This is a genomic window from Acidovorax sp. GW821-FHT10E04 (assembly GCF_059415185.1).
In genome coordinates this window covers 449,399-465,604 of record NZ_JBWKMT010000004.1, presented here as the reverse complement: position 1 = coordinate 465,604, position 16,206 = coordinate 449,399, and the positions used below count along the sequence as shown (strand labels likewise).

18 protein-coding genes are annotated in these 16,206 nt (G+C 67.6%); 11 read left to right on the top strand and 7 right to left on the bottom strand.

Annotated elements, in window-relative coordinates; translation table 11 throughout:
* Nucleotides 1-7: 7 nt before the first annotated feature.
* The 5 genes from kdsA (at nt 8) to AC07OC_RS15560 (ending at nt 3,607) form a co-directional block, all read left to right on the top strand.
* Nucleotides 8-865 (top strand): 3-deoxy-8-phosphooctulonate synthase, encoded by an 858-nt coding sequence (kdsA, locus tag AC07OC_RS15580; protein ID WP_494601660.1) that lies wholly within the window; start codon nt 8-10, stop codon nt 863-865.
* 3 nt (nt 866-868) lie between these two features.
* Nucleotides 869-1,159 carry a DUF1330 domain-containing protein gene (locus tag AC07OC_RS15575; RefSeq protein ID WP_218295463.1) on the top strand — a complete coding sequence of 97 codons (291 nt, stop codon included), beginning with the start codon at nt 869-871 and terminating at the stop codon, nt 1,157-1,159.
* Nucleotides 1,160-1,342: 183 nt separating this feature from the next.
* Entirely contained in the window at nt 1,343-2,629 is a 1,287-nt protein-coding gene (gene eno, locus AC07OC_RS15570; protein WP_218295464.1) for a phosphopyruvate hydratase, read from the top strand.
* A 104-nt stretch (nt 2,630-2,733) separates the two neighbouring features.
* A complete protein-coding gene (locus AC07OC_RS15565; protein WP_218295465.1) occupies nt 2,734-3,012 on the top strand; it encodes a septum formation initiator family protein in 279 nt (92 codons plus the stop codon).
* A gap of 85 nt (nt 3,013-3,097) precedes the next feature.
* Entirely contained in the window at nt 3,098-3,607 is a 510-nt protein-coding gene (locus tag AC07OC_RS15560) for a hypothetical protein (RefSeq protein ID WP_218340189.1), read from the top strand.
* A 20-nt stretch (nt 3,608-3,627) separates the two neighbouring features.
* Here the strand turns inward: AC07OC_RS15560 and AC07OC_RS15555 are convergent, their stop codons facing one another.
* From AC07OC_RS15555 to AC07OC_RS15545, 3 genes are all read right to left on the bottom strand, one after another.
* Entirely contained in the window at nt 3,628-4,122 is a 495-nt protein-coding gene (locus AC07OC_RS15555) for a CZB domain-containing protein (RefSeq protein ID WP_218340188.1), read from the bottom strand.
* Between the two features lie 164 nt (nt 4,123-4,286).
* Nucleotides 4,287-5,282, bottom strand: a complete 996-nt coding sequence (hslO, locus tag AC07OC_RS15550) for an Hsp33 family molecular chaperone HslO (RefSeq protein WP_494601658.1) — start codon at nt 5,280-5,282, stop codon at nt 4,287-4,289.
* A gap of 26 nt (nt 5,283-5,308) precedes the next feature.
* Nucleotides 5,309-5,833: a gamma carbonic anhydrase family protein gene (locus tag AC07OC_RS15545; RefSeq protein ID WP_218340187.1), complete on the bottom strand. Its 525-nt coding sequence runs from the start codon at nt 5,831-5,833 to the stop codon at nt 5,309-5,311.
* A 95-nt stretch (nt 5,834-5,928) separates the two neighbouring features.
* Here AC07OC_RS15545 and AC07OC_RS15540 point away from each other — a divergent pair, with 95 nt between their 5' ends.
* From AC07OC_RS15540 to AC07OC_RS15530, 3 genes are all read left to right on the top strand, one after another.
* Nucleotides 5,929-6,732 carry a ferritin-like domain-containing protein gene (locus tag AC07OC_RS15540; RefSeq protein ID WP_218295470.1) on the top strand — a complete coding sequence of 268 codons (804 nt, stop codon included), beginning with the start codon at nt 5,929-5,931 and terminating at the stop codon, nt 6,730-6,732.
* Between the two features lie 91 nt (nt 6,733-6,823).
* The gene (locus AC07OC_RS15535) at nt 6,824-8,089 is read left to right on the top strand and encodes an EAL and HDOD domain-containing protein (RefSeq protein ID WP_218340185.1); all 1,266 of its coding nucleotides are present in this window, start codon (nt 6,824-6,826) and stop codon (nt 8,087-8,089) included.
* Nucleotides 8,090-8,256: 167 nt separating this feature from the next.
* Nucleotides 8,257-9,537, top strand: a complete 1,281-nt coding sequence (locus AC07OC_RS15530) for an EAL and HDOD domain-containing protein (RefSeq protein ID WP_218340184.1) — start codon at nt 8,257-8,259, stop codon at nt 9,535-9,537.
* Between the two features lie 319 nt (nt 9,538-9,856).
* Here AC07OC_RS15530 and AC07OC_RS15525 read toward each other — a convergent pair whose 3' ends face one another.
* The 3 genes from AC07OC_RS15525 to AC07OC_RS15515 form a co-directional block, all read right to left on the bottom strand.
* Nucleotides 9,857-10,819: a Bug family tripartite tricarboxylate transporter substrate binding protein gene (locus AC07OC_RS15525; protein ID WP_218340183.1), complete on the bottom strand. Its 963-nt coding sequence runs from the start codon at nt 10,817-10,819 to the stop codon at nt 9,857-9,859.
* Between the two features lie 57 nt (nt 10,820-10,876).
* On the bottom strand, nt 10,877-11,776 hold the full coding sequence (gene xerD / locus AC07OC_RS15520; RefSeq protein WP_218340182.1) for a site-specific tyrosine recombinase XerD: 900 nt from the start codon (nt 11,774-11,776) through the stop codon (nt 10,877-10,879).
* 63 nt (nt 11,777-11,839) lie between these two features.
* The gene (locus AC07OC_RS15515) at nt 11,840-12,805 is read right to left on the bottom strand and encodes a tripartite tricarboxylate transporter substrate binding protein BugE (protein WP_218295475.1); all 966 of its coding nucleotides are present in this window, start codon (nt 12,803-12,805) and stop codon (nt 11,840-11,842) included.
* Between the two features lie 123 nt (nt 12,806-12,928).
* Between AC07OC_RS15515 and AC07OC_RS15510 the strand changes: the two genes are divergently transcribed.
* Nucleotides 12,929-13,834, top strand: coding sequence for an AEC family transporter (locus AC07OC_RS15510; RefSeq protein ID WP_218295476.1), 906 nt, complete (start codon nt 12,929-12,931; stop codon nt 13,832-13,834).
* Nucleotides 13,831-14,517, top strand: coding sequence for a GDSL-type esterase/lipase family protein (locus AC07OC_RS15505; protein ID WP_218340181.1), 687 nt, complete (start codon nt 13,831-13,833; stop codon nt 14,515-14,517). The genes AC07OC_RS15510 and AC07OC_RS15505 overlap by 4 nt, the downstream gene beginning before the upstream one ends.
* A gap of 78 nt (nt 14,518-14,595) precedes the next feature.
* Here AC07OC_RS15505 and queG read toward each other — a convergent pair whose 3' ends face one another.
* Nucleotides 14,596-15,645: a tRNA epoxyqueuosine(34) reductase QueG gene (gene queG, locus AC07OC_RS15500; protein WP_218295478.1), complete on the bottom strand. Its 1,050-nt coding sequence runs from the start codon at nt 15,643-15,645 to the stop codon at nt 14,596-14,598.
* A 12-nt stretch (nt 15,646-15,657) separates the two neighbouring features.
* Here queG and tsaE point away from each other — a divergent pair, with 12 nt between their 5' ends.
* Entirely contained in the window at nt 15,658-16,185 is a 528-nt protein-coding gene (gene tsaE, locus AC07OC_RS15495; protein ID WP_218340180.1) for a tRNA (adenosine(37)-N6)-threonylcarbamoyltransferase complex ATPase subunit type 1 TsaE, read from the top strand.
* Nucleotides 16,186-16,206: the final 21 nt, after the last annotated feature.

The following is a 16,206-nucleotide window of genomic DNA, read 5'->3' as shown; positions in this document are numbered from 1 at the left end:
GAGACCTATGCAGCTGTGCGGATTCAATGTCGGCCTGGACCAGCGCTTTTTCCTGATCGCGGGCACCTGCTCCATCGAAGGCCAGCAGATGTCGCTGGACGTCGCGGGCCAGCTCAAGGAGGTCTGTACGGCGCTGGGTATCCCCTTGATCTACAAGGGCTCGTTCGACAAGGCCAACCGCTCGTCCGGCAGCAGCAAGCGCGGCGTGGGGCTGGAGGCGGGCCTGAAGATCCTCGATGAAGTGCGCCGCCAGTTGCAACTGCCCATCCTGACCGACGTGCACGATGCGTCCCACGTCGCAGAGGTGGCCAGCGTGGTGGACGTGCTGCAGACGCCCGCCTTCCTGTGCCGCCAGACCGACTTCATCCGCGCGGTGGCGCAGTCCGGCAAGCCGGTGAACATCAAGAAGGGCCAGTTCCTCGCGCCCTGGGACATGAAGAACGTCATCGACAAGGCCCGCGCGGCCGCGCAGGAAGCCGGCCTCTCGGAAGACCGCTTCCTGGCCTGCGAGCGCGGCGTGAGCTTTGGCTACAACAACCTCGTGGCCGACATGACCAGCCTGGCCGAGATGCGCAACTCCGGCGCGCCGGTGGTGTTCGACGTGACCCACTCGGTACAGAAGCCCGGCGGCCTGGGCGCCGTGAGCGGTGGTGCGCGCGACATGGTGCCGGTGCTGGCCCGCGCGGGCGTGGCCGTGGGCGTGGCGGGCCTTTTCATGGAAACCCACCCCCGGCCCGCCGAGGCCTGGTCGGACGGCCCCAATGCTGTGCCTTTGAAGCACATGAAGGCGCTGCTGGAGACCTTGGTGGCGCTGGACGACATCACCAAGAAAAATGGATTCCTCGAAAACAACTTTGGAGCCTGAGACATGAGCAGTGGTTACGTCATCGCATCCGTCACCGTCACCAACCCTGAGCAGTACGAAGAGTACAAAAAGTGGAGCACCGTGGCCATGCAGGCGCATGGCGCCGAGGTGTGCATTCGCGGCGGCAAGGTGGAAGTGCTGGAGGGCGACTGGAACCCCGGCCGCACCGTGCTGCTCAAGTTCCCCAGCTTCGAGGCCGCGCGCGCCTTCTACGACACACCCGAATACCAGAAAGCCAAGGCCGCCCGCGAAGGCGCCGCCATCATGCGCATGGTGTGCGTCGAGGGCGTCTGATACGCGGCGGCCAGCTCACGCCGGTCGGGTTGTACCCGGTTCGTACCTGCAGGCTGATTCACTATCAAATCAGTAGCATAAAATGACTACAGACGCGCCCAAGCGGCCATTTTGCCATTTGGCCTGAACAAGCAAAGCCCGTCCCGCCCGTCTGAATGAATTTCAAAAACCTCAAGGAAAATCATGAGTGCCATTGTTGACATCGTAGGCCGCGAAGTGCTGGACAGCCGCGGCAACCCCACCGTCGAATGCGACGTGCTGCTGGAATCGGGCGTGATGGGCCGTGCCGCCGTGCCTTCCGGTGCGTCCACCGGCAGCCGCGAAGCCATTGAAATGCGCGATGGCGACAAGAGCCGCTACCTGGGCAAGGGCGTGCTCAAGGCCGTGGAGCACATCAACACCGAGATCAGCGAAGCCGTGCTGGGCCTGGATGCCTCCGAACAGGCCTTCCTGGACAAGACCCTGATCGACCTCGACGGCACCGAGAACAAGAGCCGCCTGGGCGCCAATGCCATGCTGGCGGTCTCCATGGCCGTGGCCCGCGCCGCCGCCGAAGAGTCCGGCCTGCCGCTGTACCGCTACCTGGGCGGCATGGGCAGCGTGCAGTTGCCCGTGCCCATGATGAACGTGATCAACGGCGGCGCGCACGCCAACAACAGCCTGGACCTGCAGGAGTTCATGATCATCCCCGTGGGCGCACCGACCTTCCGCGAAGCCGTGCGCTGGGGCGCCGAGGTGTTCCACGCTCTCAAGAAGATCATCCACGACAAGGGCATGAGCACCGCCGTGGGCGACGAAGGCGGCTTTGCCCCCAGCGTCGAGAACCACGAAGCGGCCATCCGCCTCATCCTGCAAGCCATCGAAGCCGCGGGCTACACGGCGGGCGAGCAGATCGCCCTGGGCCTGGACTGCGCCGCGAGCGAGTTCTACAAGGACGGCATGTATGTGCTCGAAGGCGAAGGCGGCCTGAAGCTCACCGCCCAGCAATGGACCGACATGCTGGCGGCCTGGGTGGACAAGTACCCCATCATCAGCATCGAAGACGGCATGCACGAAGGCGACTGGGATGGCTGGAAGCACCTGACCGAACGCCTGGGCGACAAGGTGCAGCTGGTGGGCGACGACCTGTTCGTGACCAACACCAAGATCCTGAAGGAAGGCATCGACAAGCGCATCGCCAACTCGATCCTGATCAAGATCAACCAGATCGGCACGCTGACCGAAACCTTCGCCGCCATCGAGATGGCCAAGCGCGCCGGCTACACCGCCGTGATCTCGCACCGCTCGGGCGAAACCGAAGACAGCACCATCGCCGACATCGCCGTGGGCACGAATGCGGGCCAGATCAAGACCGGCTCGCTGTCGCGTTCGGACCGCATCGCCAAGTACAACCAGCTGCTGCGCATCGAGGAAGACCTGGGCGAGATCGCGCACTACCCCGGCCGCGCTGCGTTCTATAACCTGAAGTAATGGCCCCCACGGTCGCCCACTGCCTGTGGCTCCCTGCCTCCCCAGGGGGCCGCGTGTTGCCTTGGGGCGGCCCGGTGGCAAAACCCCACGCCAAGGGGTAAGCGATGGTCTCCCGCATTGTTCCCGTCATCCTGCTGGCCTTGCTGGCAGCACTGCACGCCCAGCTCTGGCTCGGGCGGGGCAGCGTGCCGCGCGTCAACGAGATGCAGCGGCAGATCGACGTGCAGAAGGCGGCCAACGACCAGGCCCGGCAGGCCAACGAACGCTTGTCCTCCGAGGTGCATGACCTCAAGGAAGGGCTCGACATGGTGGAAGAAAAGGCGCGCAGCGAGTTGGGCATGGTCAAGCCCAACGAGGTCTACGTGCAGTTCACGCCGCGCTGAGCCGCGGCCACCGCGGCGCTATCCCGGCCCCGGCCTTGGAAAGGGGCGTGCCCCCTCCTTCTCCACCTCTCGCCCTCCTGCCATCGTGCCGTCCCAGCCCACCCTCGTTGTCCTGCTCGGCGCGCCCGGCACCGGCGCGCAGGTGCTGGCCGCCGCGCTGCAGGAACGCCTGCCCCCCGGGGCGGTGCGCATTCTGTGGAGCCACGACCTGGGCGGCCTGCATTCCACGGGCCAGGCCGATGCCACCCGCCACGTGCTGCTGATGGGGCTCGATCTGCCCTGCCCCGCGCGCGACCGGCCCGAACAGGAAGCCGCCGATGCGCGCCTGCGCACGGACCTCGCCCAGCGGGAGATGGGCTATCAGGTGGTGTATGGACATGGCGATCAGCGGCTCGCCAATGCGCTGAACGCCATCAAAAACATGGCTCCGGACGCCAGTCTGTGGAGCACCGGCAGCACTTCTGCACCCACACCGGCTGCTCGGCCCGCGCGCACGGCACGCCTGCGCGCCTGGAACTGCGAGAAGTGCAGCGATCCGGAGTGCGAGCACCGCCTGTTCACCGCCCTGACCGGCCGGAACGCCCGCGGCGCCTGACCCGCCATCCGGCCATTCCGTCAGGGCAGTGGCTGCTGCACCAGGCCGCGCTTGAGTTCCTTGAGGAGCAGCACGACCTGGCTGGAGCCGTAGCGGTATCCGCCGTTGAGCACCTGCACGGCCTTGTCCCATTCGCCCTGCTGGGCCAGTGCCACCAGCATTGCGGCCTGTTCGTGAAAATACTGGTGGCGCGCCATCAGCACGGCATAGGCGGGCTGGTCGCCCAGCAGTTCACCGCCCACGCCATGGAGCCACCGCCCCAGCGCGCCACGGTCGCCGCGTCGCACCTCCGAAGGGTCCAGGCCCTGGGTGGTGCGCCCTTCGAGGTAGTCCATGAGGTGCGCCTTCCAGCGTTCGTGGGCATTGATGGCTGCGTCGATGTCGAGGGCCGCGAGCACGGTGTCCGCGCGTTGCGAATCCTGTGCCCCTGCGCTGCCGCTGCCGCTGTCGCACAGCTCCAGCGACGGCCCGGCCTCCCGCCCGCGGGCGCCAAATACACGACGAAAAAAATCCATAGCCCCTCTTGCTGCGCCACACGGACAGGCGGCGCACGCGCACCCCAAGTGCGCGGCGACCGGCGGACATCGCGGGCGGCAACGCCCGGGGCCGTGTGGAGAGCGCCGATCTTAGGCGCGATGGCGGCGGGCGATTGTCAACGATGGTCAGCCGGCGCGGCGGGCTACTGCAGGATCCCGCTCGGCCCGGGCGGCTGGCTGGAGGACGGCGGCACGAAGATCTGCGCGGCGTCCACGGCGTCGAAACGGTACTGCTGGCCGCAGAATTCGCAGCCGACCTCGATGTCGTCGCGCTCGGACAGGATGCTCTCGGCCTCTTCGCTGCCCAGGTTGCGCAGCATGTTGCTCACGCGCTCACGGCTGCAGGTGCAGGCAAAACGCGGGCCGCTGTCACCCTGCTGGGGTTCGAAGCGCAGCAGCTTTTCCTCCCAGAACAGGCGGCGCAGGATGGTGTTCACGTCCAGGGTCAGCAGCTCCTCGCGCGTCAGGCTGGCAGCCAGGTGCGCGATGCGGTTGTAGTCCTCGTTGTGGCCGATCTGGTCTTCGTTCTCGCGGTGGGTCAGGCCCTCGGCCAGGTTGCCCTCGCCCTTGATCGGCATGCGCTGGATCAGCAGGCCCGCGGCCACCTGTTCGTTGGCGCCCAGGACCAGGATGGTGTCCAGCTGCTCGGACTGCAGCATGTAGTGCTGCAGTACATCCGACAGGCGTTCCAGCTTCTCGTGCCGGTCGCCATACAGCGGCACCACGCCCTGGTAGGGCTGCTGGCCGGGGTGGCGGTCCTTGGGGTCGAGCGTGATGGCGCAGCGGCCACCGCCGCCCACGTTCACCATCTGGCTCAGCGGCGCACCCTCGGGCACCTCGCTGTTGACCGTGGCGGTGGCGCGCAGGCTCAGGTCCGACTGCACCTCGGCCACGGCCAGCTTCACGGGGCCGTCGCCAAACACCTGCAGCACCAGCGCGCCGTTGAACTTGATGTTGGACTGCATCAGCACGCCGGCGGCGGCCATCTCGCCCAGCAGCTCGCTCACCGGGGCGGGGTAGGCGCCGGTGCCGGTATTGCCCGCGCGGCGGCGCAGGATCTCGGTCCAGGCATCGGTCAGGCGCACGATCATGCCGCGCACTGGCAGGCCGTCGAAGAGAAACTTGTGGAGTTCAGACACGCAAGGGTTCCAGAAAGGGTCGGCGTTCAGCCGATTTTGTGCAGGCCGCGCTGAAAGCGGCGCGCGTTGTCGATGTAGTGCTGGGCGCTCTGGCGCAGGCCCTCGATCTGCTCGGGCGTGAGTTCGCGCACGGCCTTGGCCGGGCTGCCGATGATCATGGAGCCATCCGGAAACTCCTTGCCCTCGGTCACCAGGGCGCCCGCGCCCACTAGGCAGTGCCTGCCAATCTTGGCGCCGTTGAGCACGATGGCCCCGATGCCGATCAGCGACTCGTCGCCGATGGTGCAGCCGTGCAGCATGACCTGGTGGCCCACCGTCACGCGCTCGCCGATGACCAGCGGCTTGCCGATGTCGGCATGCAGCACGCTCGCGTCCTGGATGTTCGAGCCCGCGCCGATGGTGATGCTCTCGGTGTCGCCACGCACCACCGTGCCAAACCAGACACTGGCATCCTCGCCAAGAACGACGTTTCCCATGACCTGGGCGCCTTCCGCCACCCAGGCCGAAGCCGCCAGTTGCGGCGCCACGCCGTCGAGTTCGTAAATCGCCATGCAAACACTCCAGAAAAATGAAGGCCGGAACCGGGCCTGCCAATGGTTACAAAGCGTGTGCAGTGTTCCGGGTGGCAGGGCCTAGAATTGTAAGGATGGAGCTTCGCCACCGTGCATTGCAGGTTTTGTGCCTTGCAGACCCTGAACAAAAAGCGGCCGCAGCGCTTGATCTGCAATCGCAAGCAGCTATTCTTTCCATAGCAGACAAAGCCCCTGAGGCCCCGCTGGATCCCGCGGCCCTGCCCGGCCGGCCGGAGCGGCCCCTGCTGCTGCGCCACACGCAGGTGGCCCGCCGCTCGCCCGCGACGGCCGAGGGGCGCGCAGTCCTCATCCATGCCATCGCGCACATCGAATTCAATGCCATCAACCTGGCGCTGGACGCGGTCTGGCGTTTCGACGGCATGCCCCGCGCCTACTACACCGACTGGATGCGCGTGGCGGGCGAGGAGGCACAGCATTTCCGCCTGCTGCGCGACCACCTTCGCGGCCAGGGGCACGACTACGGCGACTTCCCGGCCCACCAAGGCCTGTGGACGATGTGCGAGAAGACGCGGCACGACATCCTGGCGCGCATGGCGCTGGTGCCACGCACGCTGGAGGCGCGCGGCCTGGACGCCACGCCGCAGATCCAGGCCAAGCTGCGCCAGGTGGGCACGCCCGATGCGCTGGCCGCCGTGGAGATTCTCGACACCATCCTGCGCGAGGAGGTCGGCCACGTGGCCATCGGCAACCACTGGTACCGCTGGCTGTGCGAGCGCCGGGGCGTGGACCCTGAAACCCACTATGGCGCCCTGGTCAGGCAATACGAGGCCCCCCGCCTGAAGCCCCCGTTCAATGAAAAAGCGCGCCGCAGCGCCGGATTTACCGACGCCGAGCTGCGGTGGCTGCAACAGGTCTGATCCACCACCATGCGCCGACATGCGATGGCTCCTACAATCCGCGGCGCCTGCGGCCGCTGAAGCGGCAACACACTCACCCGAACCTCTGACCATGACTTCACTCTCCGCCCCTGGGGCCTCCCTCGCCCCGCCCCCCGGCACCCAGTCCTCGGTCGCGATGATCGCGCGGCAGGCCATCGTCAACGCGCAGCAGGTGGTGGTCGGCTACGAGCTGTTCAACCGCTCGCGCAGCGGCGCGGCGCACACGGCCGCCACCGACGTCATCCTGGTCTTCACCGCGCTCTCGCACGCGGGCACCGAAGAGCTGGTGGGCAAGAAACTCATCTTCGTCAACTGCACGCACGAGAGCCTCTCCGGCGGCCACCTCGAACTGGTGGACCCCGACAAGGTGGTGCTGGAGATTCCGCCCCTGGGCCACACCGCCGCCGAAGAGGTCGCCACGCGCATGCCCATCCTGGCCGAACTGCGCGAGCGCGGGTTCCACCTGGCGTTCAACCACACCGTGCTGCAGTCGGCCTATGCCCCCTGGCTGCCGCTGGCCGACTACATCAAGCTCGACCTGTCGGTGCTGGCGCCCGACCAGCTGGCCGTGCTCATCAGCTACGCGGGCCGCCACTGCCAGGCCGAACTGATCGCCGAGAAGGTGGAAACCGCCCAGCAGTACGACATGGTGTCCAGCCAGGGCGTGCAGATGTTCCAGGGCTACTGGTTCGCGCGCCCGGCCCTGGTCGAGGCCAAGCTGCTCACGCCCTCGCAGGCGAGCATCATCGAGCTCATCAACCAGGTGCGCAAGCAGGCCAGCACGGACGACATCGAGGAAGTGCTCAAGAAGGACGCGGGCCTGGCCTTCAACCTGATGCGCCTGATCAACTCCGCGGGATTCGGCCTGTCGCGCGAGATCACCTCCTTCCGCCAGGCCGTGATGCTCATGGGCCTCAAGAAACTGTTCCGCTGGGCGGCGCTGCTGCTCACCGCGTCGCGCACCAGTGGCACCCCCTCCTCCGTCGGCCAGACCGCCGTGGTGCGCGGCCGCCTGATGGAGCTGCTGGCCCTGGAAACCCTGCCCCCCGAGGAAGCCGACCAGGCCTTCGTGGTGGGCATCTTCTCGCTGCTCGACGTGATGCTGTCCATGCCCATGGAATCCGCGCTGGGGCTGCTCAACGTGCCCGAGCCCGTGGCGGCGGCGCTGCTGCGGCGCGAAGGCTTCCTCGGAGACCTGCTCACGCTGGCCGAAGCCTGCGAATCCAGCGACGACGTGGTATTCGACCGCACGGCCGGCTTGCTGCACCTCACCAGCCAGCAGATCAACTTCGCGCACCTGCAGGCCCTGGCCTGGGCGGACCAGCTCGCGGACTGAGCCCCGTTTGCGCGTCCCACGCCCCCGCCGCGCGGCCTGCGGGGCCGCACGGGGCACGCCGGCCTGCAGCCGCCGTGGCCGCCATCTAAATCCGCGCGGCCAGTTCGCGACGTGGCATGCCGGTCTAGAATCAGTGCAGACCCCAGCCCTTCACCACAGCGGACCCCATGTCGAGCACACCTGAACAAGACGCCCCGCAAGCTGATTCACCCACGGTTGAACCCGTGGATGAGAACATTGCCATCATTGCGCGACAGGCCATCGTGGACGAATCCCGCGCCGTCTATGGCTACGAGCTGTTCGACCGGTCCACGGCCTCGGACTCCCACACGGCGGCCAGCGATGCCGCGCTGCTCTTCAACGCCCTGTCGTACGCCGGCACCGAAGCCCTGGTCGGCAAGAAGACGGTGTTCATCAACTGCACCCACGACAGCCTTTCCGGCGGCCACCTGGAACTGATCCACCCCGAAAAGGTGGTGCTGGAAGTACCGCCGCTGCACGACACGGCCACCCCCGAGGAAATCGAAGGCCGGGTGCCCACCCTGGAGGCCCTGCGCACCCGCGGCTTTCGGCTGGCCTTCGACCAGCAGGCGCTGCGCCGCGCCTACACCAGCTGGCTGCCGCTGGCCGCTTTCATCAAGCTGGACATGATGGCCTTCAAGCCCGAACTGGCGGGGCCGCTGGTCAAGTTTTCCACCACCCACAGCAAGGCCACGCTGGTGGCCGAAAAAGTGGAGACCGCCGAACAGTACGAACTGATGCGGGGACTGGGCGTCAAGCTGTTCCAGGGCTTCTGGTTCGCCCAGCCGTCGCTCGTGAAGGCCACGACGATCCGCCCTTCGCAGGCCACCATCATCCAGCTCCTCAACCTGGTGCGCAAGCAGGCCACCACCGCCGAGATCGAGGACCTGCTCAAGAAGGACCCCACTCTGTCCTTCAACCTGCTGCGCTTCATCAACTCCTCGGGCTTCGGGCTCTCGTGCGAGATCACCTCGTTCCGCCACGCGGTGATGATCCTCGGCCTCAAGAAGCTGTTCCGCTGGGCGGCCCTCCTGATGACCACCTCACGCGCGGGCGGTGTGCCGCCGGCGGTGGGCCAGACCGCCGTGGTGCGCGGCCGCCTGATGGAGCTGCTGGCCGCCGAACTGCTGCCGCCCGAGGAATGCGACAACGCCTTCGTGGTGGGCGTGTTCTCCCTGCTCGACACCATGCTGGGCGTGCCGCTCGATAAGGCGCTGGAATCCGTCGCCCTGCCCGAACCGGTGATGGACGCGCTGCTGCGCGGCAGCGGCGTGTTCGCGCCCTTCCTGGAGCTGACCAAGGCCTGCGAGAGCGGCGATGAGGTGGCCTTTGCCAAGGCGGCCGACGCGCTGCACCTGTCCAACCGCCAGGTCAACTGGGCCCACCTGCAGGCCCTGACCTGGGCCGAGAGCCTCAACGAAGACTGAGGCACGCCGTCGCGGGGCCCCTTGGCCCGGCATTCGCACACCCGGGCCCTGGTCATCCAGGGCCCGCTGCGTTGTCATGCCGGTCAATTGTGTCCCCGGATGCCCGCCATGCGGAGGGTGCGCGCGTTGCCGGCGGCATCCAGCTTGCGGCGGATGTCCCCCAGGGCCAGGATGGCGGAAGGCGCCTGCGCGGGGACTGGATGCCAACCGGCGACGGCAGATCGGGCCGTGCGGGCGCCCCCACCGCCAGCGGCTGGAGCCTGCCCGCCTTGCCTTCAGGTGCTGAAAAGACCGCGCCCTCGGGCGGCAGGAGAATCCATCAATCGAGTTCGAGCTTGCGCTCGCGGATGAGCTTGGCCCATTTCTCGTTCTCACCCTTCACGAAGCTGAAGAACTCCACAGGGCCCAGCGAATGCACTTCGGACCCCGTGAACGCGAACTTGGCTTTCACGTCGGCCTGCGCCAGCACCTTCGCCAGCTCGGTAGCGAGCCTGTCCACGGTGTCCCTGGGCATGCCGGCCGGCCCCACCAGGCCCTGGAAGCCCACGGACTCCATCGCCGCGAAGCCCAGTTCACCGACCGTGGGCACATCGGGCAGCTGTGGATCGCGCCGGGGGCCGGTCACGGCCAGCGCCTTGAGCTTGCCGCCCTTGATCTGGGGCAGCAGCACCGTACCCGCGTCGATGAGCAGTTGCGTCTGGCCGCCGATCAGATCCTGCACCGCGGGCGCACTGCCCTTGTATGGCACGTGCGTCACGTCCAGCCCGGTGGCCTGGTTCATGAGCTCGCCATTGAGGTGGGTGGACGTGCCCGCGCCGCCCGAGGCGAAGTTCACCTTGCCGGCGTTGGCCTTGGCCCAGGCCACCCATTCCTTGAGGTCCTTGGCCGGGTGGTCCAGCCGGGTCACCGCGATGTAGCTGCCCTGGCTGATCTGGCCGATGTAGCTGAACTGCTTGAGCGGGTCATAGGGCATCTTGCGCTGCAGGTAGGGCGCGATGGCGAAAGGGCCGGTATTGGCCAGCAGGATGGTGTAGCCGTCCGGCGCCGCGCGCGTGAGCTCCGTGGCGGCCAGCATGCCGCCCGCGCCCGGCTTGTAGTCCACCACGATCTGCTGCTTGAGCGCTTCCTGCAGCGGCACCTGCACGGTGCGCGCGGCAAAGTCGATGCCGCCCCCTGGCGGGTAGCCCACGATGAGCCGGATGGGCTTGGCCGCGGGCCAGGCCTGCGCCATGGACAGGGTGGCGGCGCCCAGCAGCAGCGCGCCGGCAATCATTTTTTTCATGCATGTCTCCTGGTTGGTATCGAGGGGGTCGGTCACACGGCCTGTCTGCCTGCTGCGCTAGCCGCGTGGATGGTGCTGCGCGTGCAGCGACTTGAGCCGCTCCCGCGCCACGTGGGTGTAGATGGTGGTCGTGGAAATGTCCGCATGCCCCAGCAGCAGCTGCACCACGCGCAGGTCGGCGCCATGGTTGAGCAGGTGCGTGGCGAACGCGTGCCGCAGCGTGTGCGGCGAGAGCGGCGCGGTGATGCCGGCGACGGCCGCCCACTTCTTGACGATGACCCAGAACATCACGCGGGTCATGCCGCTGCCGCGCTGGGTCACGAACAGGTCGTCGGTCTGCTGGCCCGCAAGGATCTCGCCACGCGATTCCCGCAGGTAGCGTTCCAGCCACTGCCGCGCCTCTTCGCCAAACGGCACCAGCCGCTCCTTGCTGCCCTTGCCCATCACCCGCAGCACGCCTTCGTTCAGGCCCAGCTGGAAGGTCTTGAGCGTGACCAGTTCGGTCACGCGCAGGCCGCTGGCGTACATCAGCTCCAGCATGGTGCGGTCGCGCAGTCCCAGGGGGTTGCCCAGGTCCGGCGCCGCGAGCAGTGCCTCCACCTGCACCTGCGACAAGGTCTTGGGCACGCGCAGGGGCTGGCGCGCGGCGGTGAGCCGCACCGTGGGGTCGGCGGCGATCCGCCGCTCGCGCAGCGCCCAGTGAAAGTAGCGCCTGAGCACGGTGAGGCGCCGGTTGGCCGACGTGGCGCGGGTCTCGGCGTGGCGCGCCGCGAAGTAGCCCTGCAGGTGGTGTTCGGCCGTGCCGTCCAGCGCCAGGGCGGGTTGCTGCGCGGCCAGCCACTGCGCGTACAGCGTCAGGTCGCGGCGGTAGGCCGCCAGCGTGTTGCGCGAAAGGCCGTCCTCCAGCCACAGGGCATCCACAAAGGCATCGATCGCGTTCAGGCTGGGGGCAAGCATCCAAAAACGATAGCACGTAAAAAAGCCGCCCGGGCGCGGGCGGCTTCTGGAGTGCGCACGGAATTATTCGAGCGCCAGTTTCTGCTTGACCACCACGTCCTTGTACACGGCGAATTCCGCCTTGATCTGCTCGGCGAACTGCTCGGGCGTGTTGCCCAGCACGATGGAGCCGGTGTCTTCGATGCGCTTCTTCACGGCCGGATCTTCCAGCGCCTTGCGCACGGCGGCGTTGACCTTGTCCACCACCTCCTTGGACAGGCCCTTGGGGCCCACGATGCCGTAGTACGCCATGCGGTTCACGGGCTCCAGGCCCATTTCCTTGAACGTGGGCACGTTGGGCAGGGCGGCAACGCGCTGCGGCGCGGCGACCACGATGGGCACCAGGCGGTTTTCCTTGATGAAGGGCAGCGCCGAGGGCAGGTTGTCGAAAATCATGGGCACCTGGCCGGCCACGGTGTCATTCAGGGCGGGGCCCGCGCCACGGTAGGGGATGTGCGTCACGAAGGTGCCCGAGAGGTTCTTGTACAGCTCCATCTGCAGGTGGCCGATGCCGCCCGTGCCGGACGAGGAGTACGAATACTTGCCGGGCGACTTCTTGATCTCGGCCACGAACGCCTTGTAGTCCTTGGCGGGGAAGCTGGGGTGCACCGCAATGATGTTGGGCGTGGCCGCGATGTTGATGATGGGCGTGAAGTCCGTCAGCGGGTTGTACGGCGTCTTGGGATTGATGGCGGGATTGGCCGCCGTGGTGGACACGGTGGCCACGCCCAGCGTGTAGCCATCCGGCGCCGAACGGGCGGTTTCCGCCGCGCCCACGATGCCGCCGCCACCGGCCTTGTTTTCCACGATCACGGATTGGCCCAGGGCCTTGCCCAGCGGGTCGGCGATCACGCGCGCAATGATGTCGGTGGTACCGCCGGGCGCGAAGGGCACCTGCAGCTTGATGACCTTGTTGGGGTAGCCCTGGGCGGCAGCGGACCCTGCGGCGGCGGCCAGTACGGTCAGCGCGAGCCATTGACGACGATGCATTGAGTTCTCCTTCATGGGTGACAGACAGCCTGGATGGTATGCGCAACCGGTGTCCTGGCAGCCTGCGGATTCCACATAAGGGCTAACCCGCAGAACACGACACGGATCAAGTATTCTCCGTGCGTGAATTACGCCCAGCTCCTGCTTCCCGACTTCTCCCTCATCCTGTGCGGCTACCTCATCTGCCGCTACACCGCCCTGAACCGCTCGGTATGGCAGCCGGTGGAGAGCCTGGTGTACTACCTGCTGTTCCCCGTGCTGCTGTTCCAGTCCATCGTCAAGAGCCCGGTGGACATCGGCGCCGCATCGGGGCTGATCGCCGCCGGGCTGATCTCCGGCCTGATCGGGATCGCGCTGGCCTACAGCCTGCCGCACTGGCCCTGGCTGGGCCGGCGCATCGACGCGCGCGACCATGCCGCCAGTGCCCAGGTCGCGTTCCGCTTCAACTCGTTCATTGGCCTGGCCATTGCCGAGCGCCTGGCGGGCTCCGAGGGCCTGCTCATGATCGCCGTGCTGATCGGCGTGTGCGTGCCGCTGTTCAACGTGGCGGCCGTGTGGCCGATGGCGCGGCACGGCCAGCACAGCTTCGCGCGGGAGCTGGTGCGCAACCCGCTGATCGTCGCCACGGTATCGGGGCTGGTGGCCAACCTGCTGGGCTTCAGGATTCCCGACTGGGCCGCGCCCACGGTGGGCCGCATCAGCGCGGCATCGCTGGCGCTGGGGCTGATGGCCGCGGGCGCGGGCCTGCAGTTTGGCCTGCTCACGCGCGGCAAGGCGCTGAGCGTGGCGGTGCTGTCCATCCGGCACCTGCTGCAGCCGCTGCTCGCGTTCGGCATGGCGCGCCTCTTTGGGCTGAACCCGGTGCAGACCACCATGCTGCTCGCCTTCTCCGCGCTGCCCACCGCCTCCACCTGCTATGTGCTGGCGGCGCGCATGGGCTACAACGGACCGTACGTGGCGGGGCTGGTCACGCTGTCGACCCTGCTGGGCATGGTCAGCCTGCCGTTTGCCCTGGGATTTCTGCGATGACCGATCCACACCCTGCCCTGCGTTCCGCCGCCCTGGTCCAAGCACGCCGCCGCGCGTTGATGGCGGGCCTGGCGGCCGTGGCGCTTGTGCCGCTGGCGGGCTGCGGGCGCAAGGCCCCGCGCGCGCAGGCGGTGCCCACCGGCGCCACGGTGCTGGCGCTGGGTGATTCGCTGACCTCCGGCGTGGGCGCATCGGCCGACACCGCCTACCCTGCCGTGCTGGCGCGCCTGACGGGCTGGAAAGTGGTCAACGCCGGCGTGTCGGGCGACACCTCGGCCCAGGCGCTCGAACGCCTGCCGGCGCTGCTGCAATCGCACCAGCCCGCGCTGGTGATCGTGGGCATCGGCGGCAACGACTTTCTGCGCCGCCAGAGCGCCAGCACCACCCGCGCCAACATCGTGCGCATCTGTACGGAGGCGCGCGCCAGCGGCGCCCAGGTGCTGCTGGTGGCCGTGCCCGAGCTGTCGCTCCTGGCGGCCTCCACCGGCCGGCTGGGCGATCACGCGCTGTACGAAGAAGTGGCGACCCAGCTGGAGATTCCACTGCACAGCAAAGGCTGGTCCGGCGTGCTGTCCGACGCCCGCCTGCGGTCCGACCAGATCCACGCCAATGCGGCCGGCTACGAGCGGTTTGCGCAAGGGCTGGTGGAAACGCTCAGGGACGCCGGGCTGCTGGCGCGGTAAAGCCACACAGAGCCTCGGCCTGAATACTCATTTTTTGATAGCTGCCAGCGCTTAATTATCAAGCGCTAGAGCCCACTTTCATTCAAAATCCAGCGCCCAGGCCACATGTTCGCGCACGAGTTCACTGGGCTCCTGGGCACGGGACTGCAGCGCCGCACGCACCGCGCCATCGCCCGTGGCCCGCAGCGCATTGCCCAGCGCCACGGCCACGTTGCGCAGCCAGCGCTCGTGGCCAATGCGGCGGATGGGGCCGCCTTCGGTCATGCGCAGGAAGGTGGCCTCGTCCCATGCGAACAGGTGTGCCAGCTGCTGGCCCGCCAGGCCCTTGCGCTCGTCGAAGTCGGGCAGCCGGCTGGCCTGCGCGAACTTGTTCCAGGGGCAGATGAGCTGGCAGTCGTCGCAGCCGTAGATGCGGTTGCCCATGAGCGGCCGCAGTTCCAGCGGGATGGGCCCGGCGTGCTCGATGGTCAGGTACGAGATGCAGCGCCGCGCATCGAGCCGGTGCGGCGCGATGATGGCCTGCGTGGGGCAGATGTCGATGCAGGCGCTGCAGCTGCCGCAGTGCGCGGTGACCGGGGCGCTTTCAGGCAACGCCATGTCCACGTAGATCTCGCCCAGGAAGAACATCGAGCCCGCCTCGCGGTTGAGCACCAGGGTGTGCTTGCCGCGCCAGCCCTGGCCGCTGCGCGAGGCCAGCTCGGCCTCCAGCACCGGCGCGGAATCGGTGAATACGCGGTGGCCGAAGGGGCCGATGGCCTCGGCGATGCGGTCGCTGAGTTTTTGCAGGCGGGCGCGCAGCACCTTGTGGTAGTCGCGCCCCCGGGCATAGACCGAGACGATCCCTTCCTGCGGGCGGGCCAGGCGCCCCAATTCGAAAGCCTGCCAGCCGCCGGACGTGCCCGTGCCCGTATCGCGCGGCAAATAATCCATGCGTGCCGTGATCACGCTCACGGTGCCGGGCACCAGTTCGGCCGGGCGCGCGCGCCTCATGCCGTGCGATGCCATGTAATGCATGTCACCATGGAAGCCCTGCGCCAGCCAGGCCGAAAGGCCGGGCTCTGCGGCGGACAAGTCCACCCCCGCCACGCCGATTTGGGAAAATCCCAGTTCGCGGGCCCACTCCTGCATTTGAGGAACGAGTTGACTGTTGCACCACATACCTGCCAGATTGTAGGAAGCGGCACGGCCGCCCCGGCGGAACCCGCCCACCCCTTCACCTGGCACAGCGAGGATGACACCGCCGCCTTCGCGCAGCGCCTGGCCGCGCAGCCGGGGCTGTCCAACGCCTTCGTCACGCTGCACGGCGACCTGGGCGCGGGCAAGACCACGCTGGTGCGCCACCTGCTGCGCGCCCTGGGCGTGCAGGGCCGGATCAAGAGCCCCACCTACGCCGTGGTGGAGCCACACGAGGCCCCGGGCCTGGCGATCTGGCACTTTGATTTCTATCGCTTCGACGATCCGCGCGAATGGGAGGACGCGGGCTTCAGGGACATTTTTGCCAACCCGGGGCTCAAGGTGGCAGAATGGCCGGAAAAGGCTGCAGCGCTTACGCCGCCTGCGGACCTTGCTATACACATTGAAGCAATTGACGACACCGAAAGGAAGATCACGGTGCACGCCCAAACCGCCAACGGCCGCCACATGCTGCAAGGGCTGCTGAACCCATGAGCCGCCCATCGGCCGCACCGA

Bases quoted from the DNA above. Each gene is read 5' to 3' on its own strand.
- kdsA (WP_494601660.1), top strand. From the start codon at position 8: ATGCAGCTGTGCGGATTCAATGTCGGCCTGGACCAGCGCTTTTTCCTG.
- AC07OC_RS15575 (WP_218295463.1), top strand. From the start codon at position 869: ATGAGCAGTGGTTACGTCATCGCATCCGTCACCGTCACCAACCCTGAG.
- eno (WP_218295464.1), top strand. From the start codon at position 1,343: ATGAGTGCCATTGTTGACATCGTAGGCCGCGAAGTGCTGGACAGCCGC.
- AC07OC_RS15565 (WP_218295465.1), top strand. From the start codon at position 2,734: ATGGTCTCCCGCATTGTTCCCGTCATCCTGCTGGCCTTGCTGGCAGCA.
- AC07OC_RS15555 (WP_218340188.1), bottom strand. From the start codon at position 4,122: ATGGATTTTTTTCGTCGTGTATTTGGCGCCCGCGGGCGGGAGGCCGGG.
- AC07OC_RS15545 (WP_218340187.1), bottom strand. From the start codon at position 5,833: ATGGCGATTTACGAACTCGACGGCGTGGCGCCGCAACTGGCGGCTTCG.
- AC07OC_RS15540 (WP_218295470.1), top strand. From the start codon at position 5,929: ATGGAGCTTCGCCACCGTGCATTGCAGGTTTTGTGCCTTGCAGACCCT.
- AC07OC_RS15535 (WP_218340185.1), top strand. From the start codon at position 6,824: ATGACTTCACTCTCCGCCCCTGGGGCCTCCCTCGCCCCGCCCCCCGGC.
- AC07OC_RS15530 (WP_218340184.1), top strand. From the start codon at position 8,257: ATGTCGAGCACACCTGAACAAGACGCCCCGCAAGCTGATTCACCCACG.
- AC07OC_RS15525 (WP_218340183.1), bottom strand. From the start codon at position 10,819: ATGAAAAAAATGATTGCCGGCGCGCTGCTGCTGGGCGCCGCCACCCTG.
- xerD (WP_218340182.1), bottom strand. From the start codon at position 11,776: ATGCTTGCCCCCAGCCTGAACGCGATCGATGCCTTTGTGGATGCCCTG.
- AC07OC_RS15515 (WP_218295475.1), bottom strand. From the start codon at position 12,805: ATGCATCGTCGTCAATGGCTCGCGCTGACCGTACTGGCCGCCGCCGCA.
- AC07OC_RS15505 (WP_218340181.1), top strand. From the start codon at position 13,831: ATGACCGATCCACACCCTGCCCTGCGTTCCGCCGCCCTGGTCCAAGCA.
- queG (WP_218295478.1), bottom strand. From the start codon at position 15,645: ATGCAGGAGTGGGCCCGCGAACTGGGATTTTCCCAAATCGGCGTGGCG.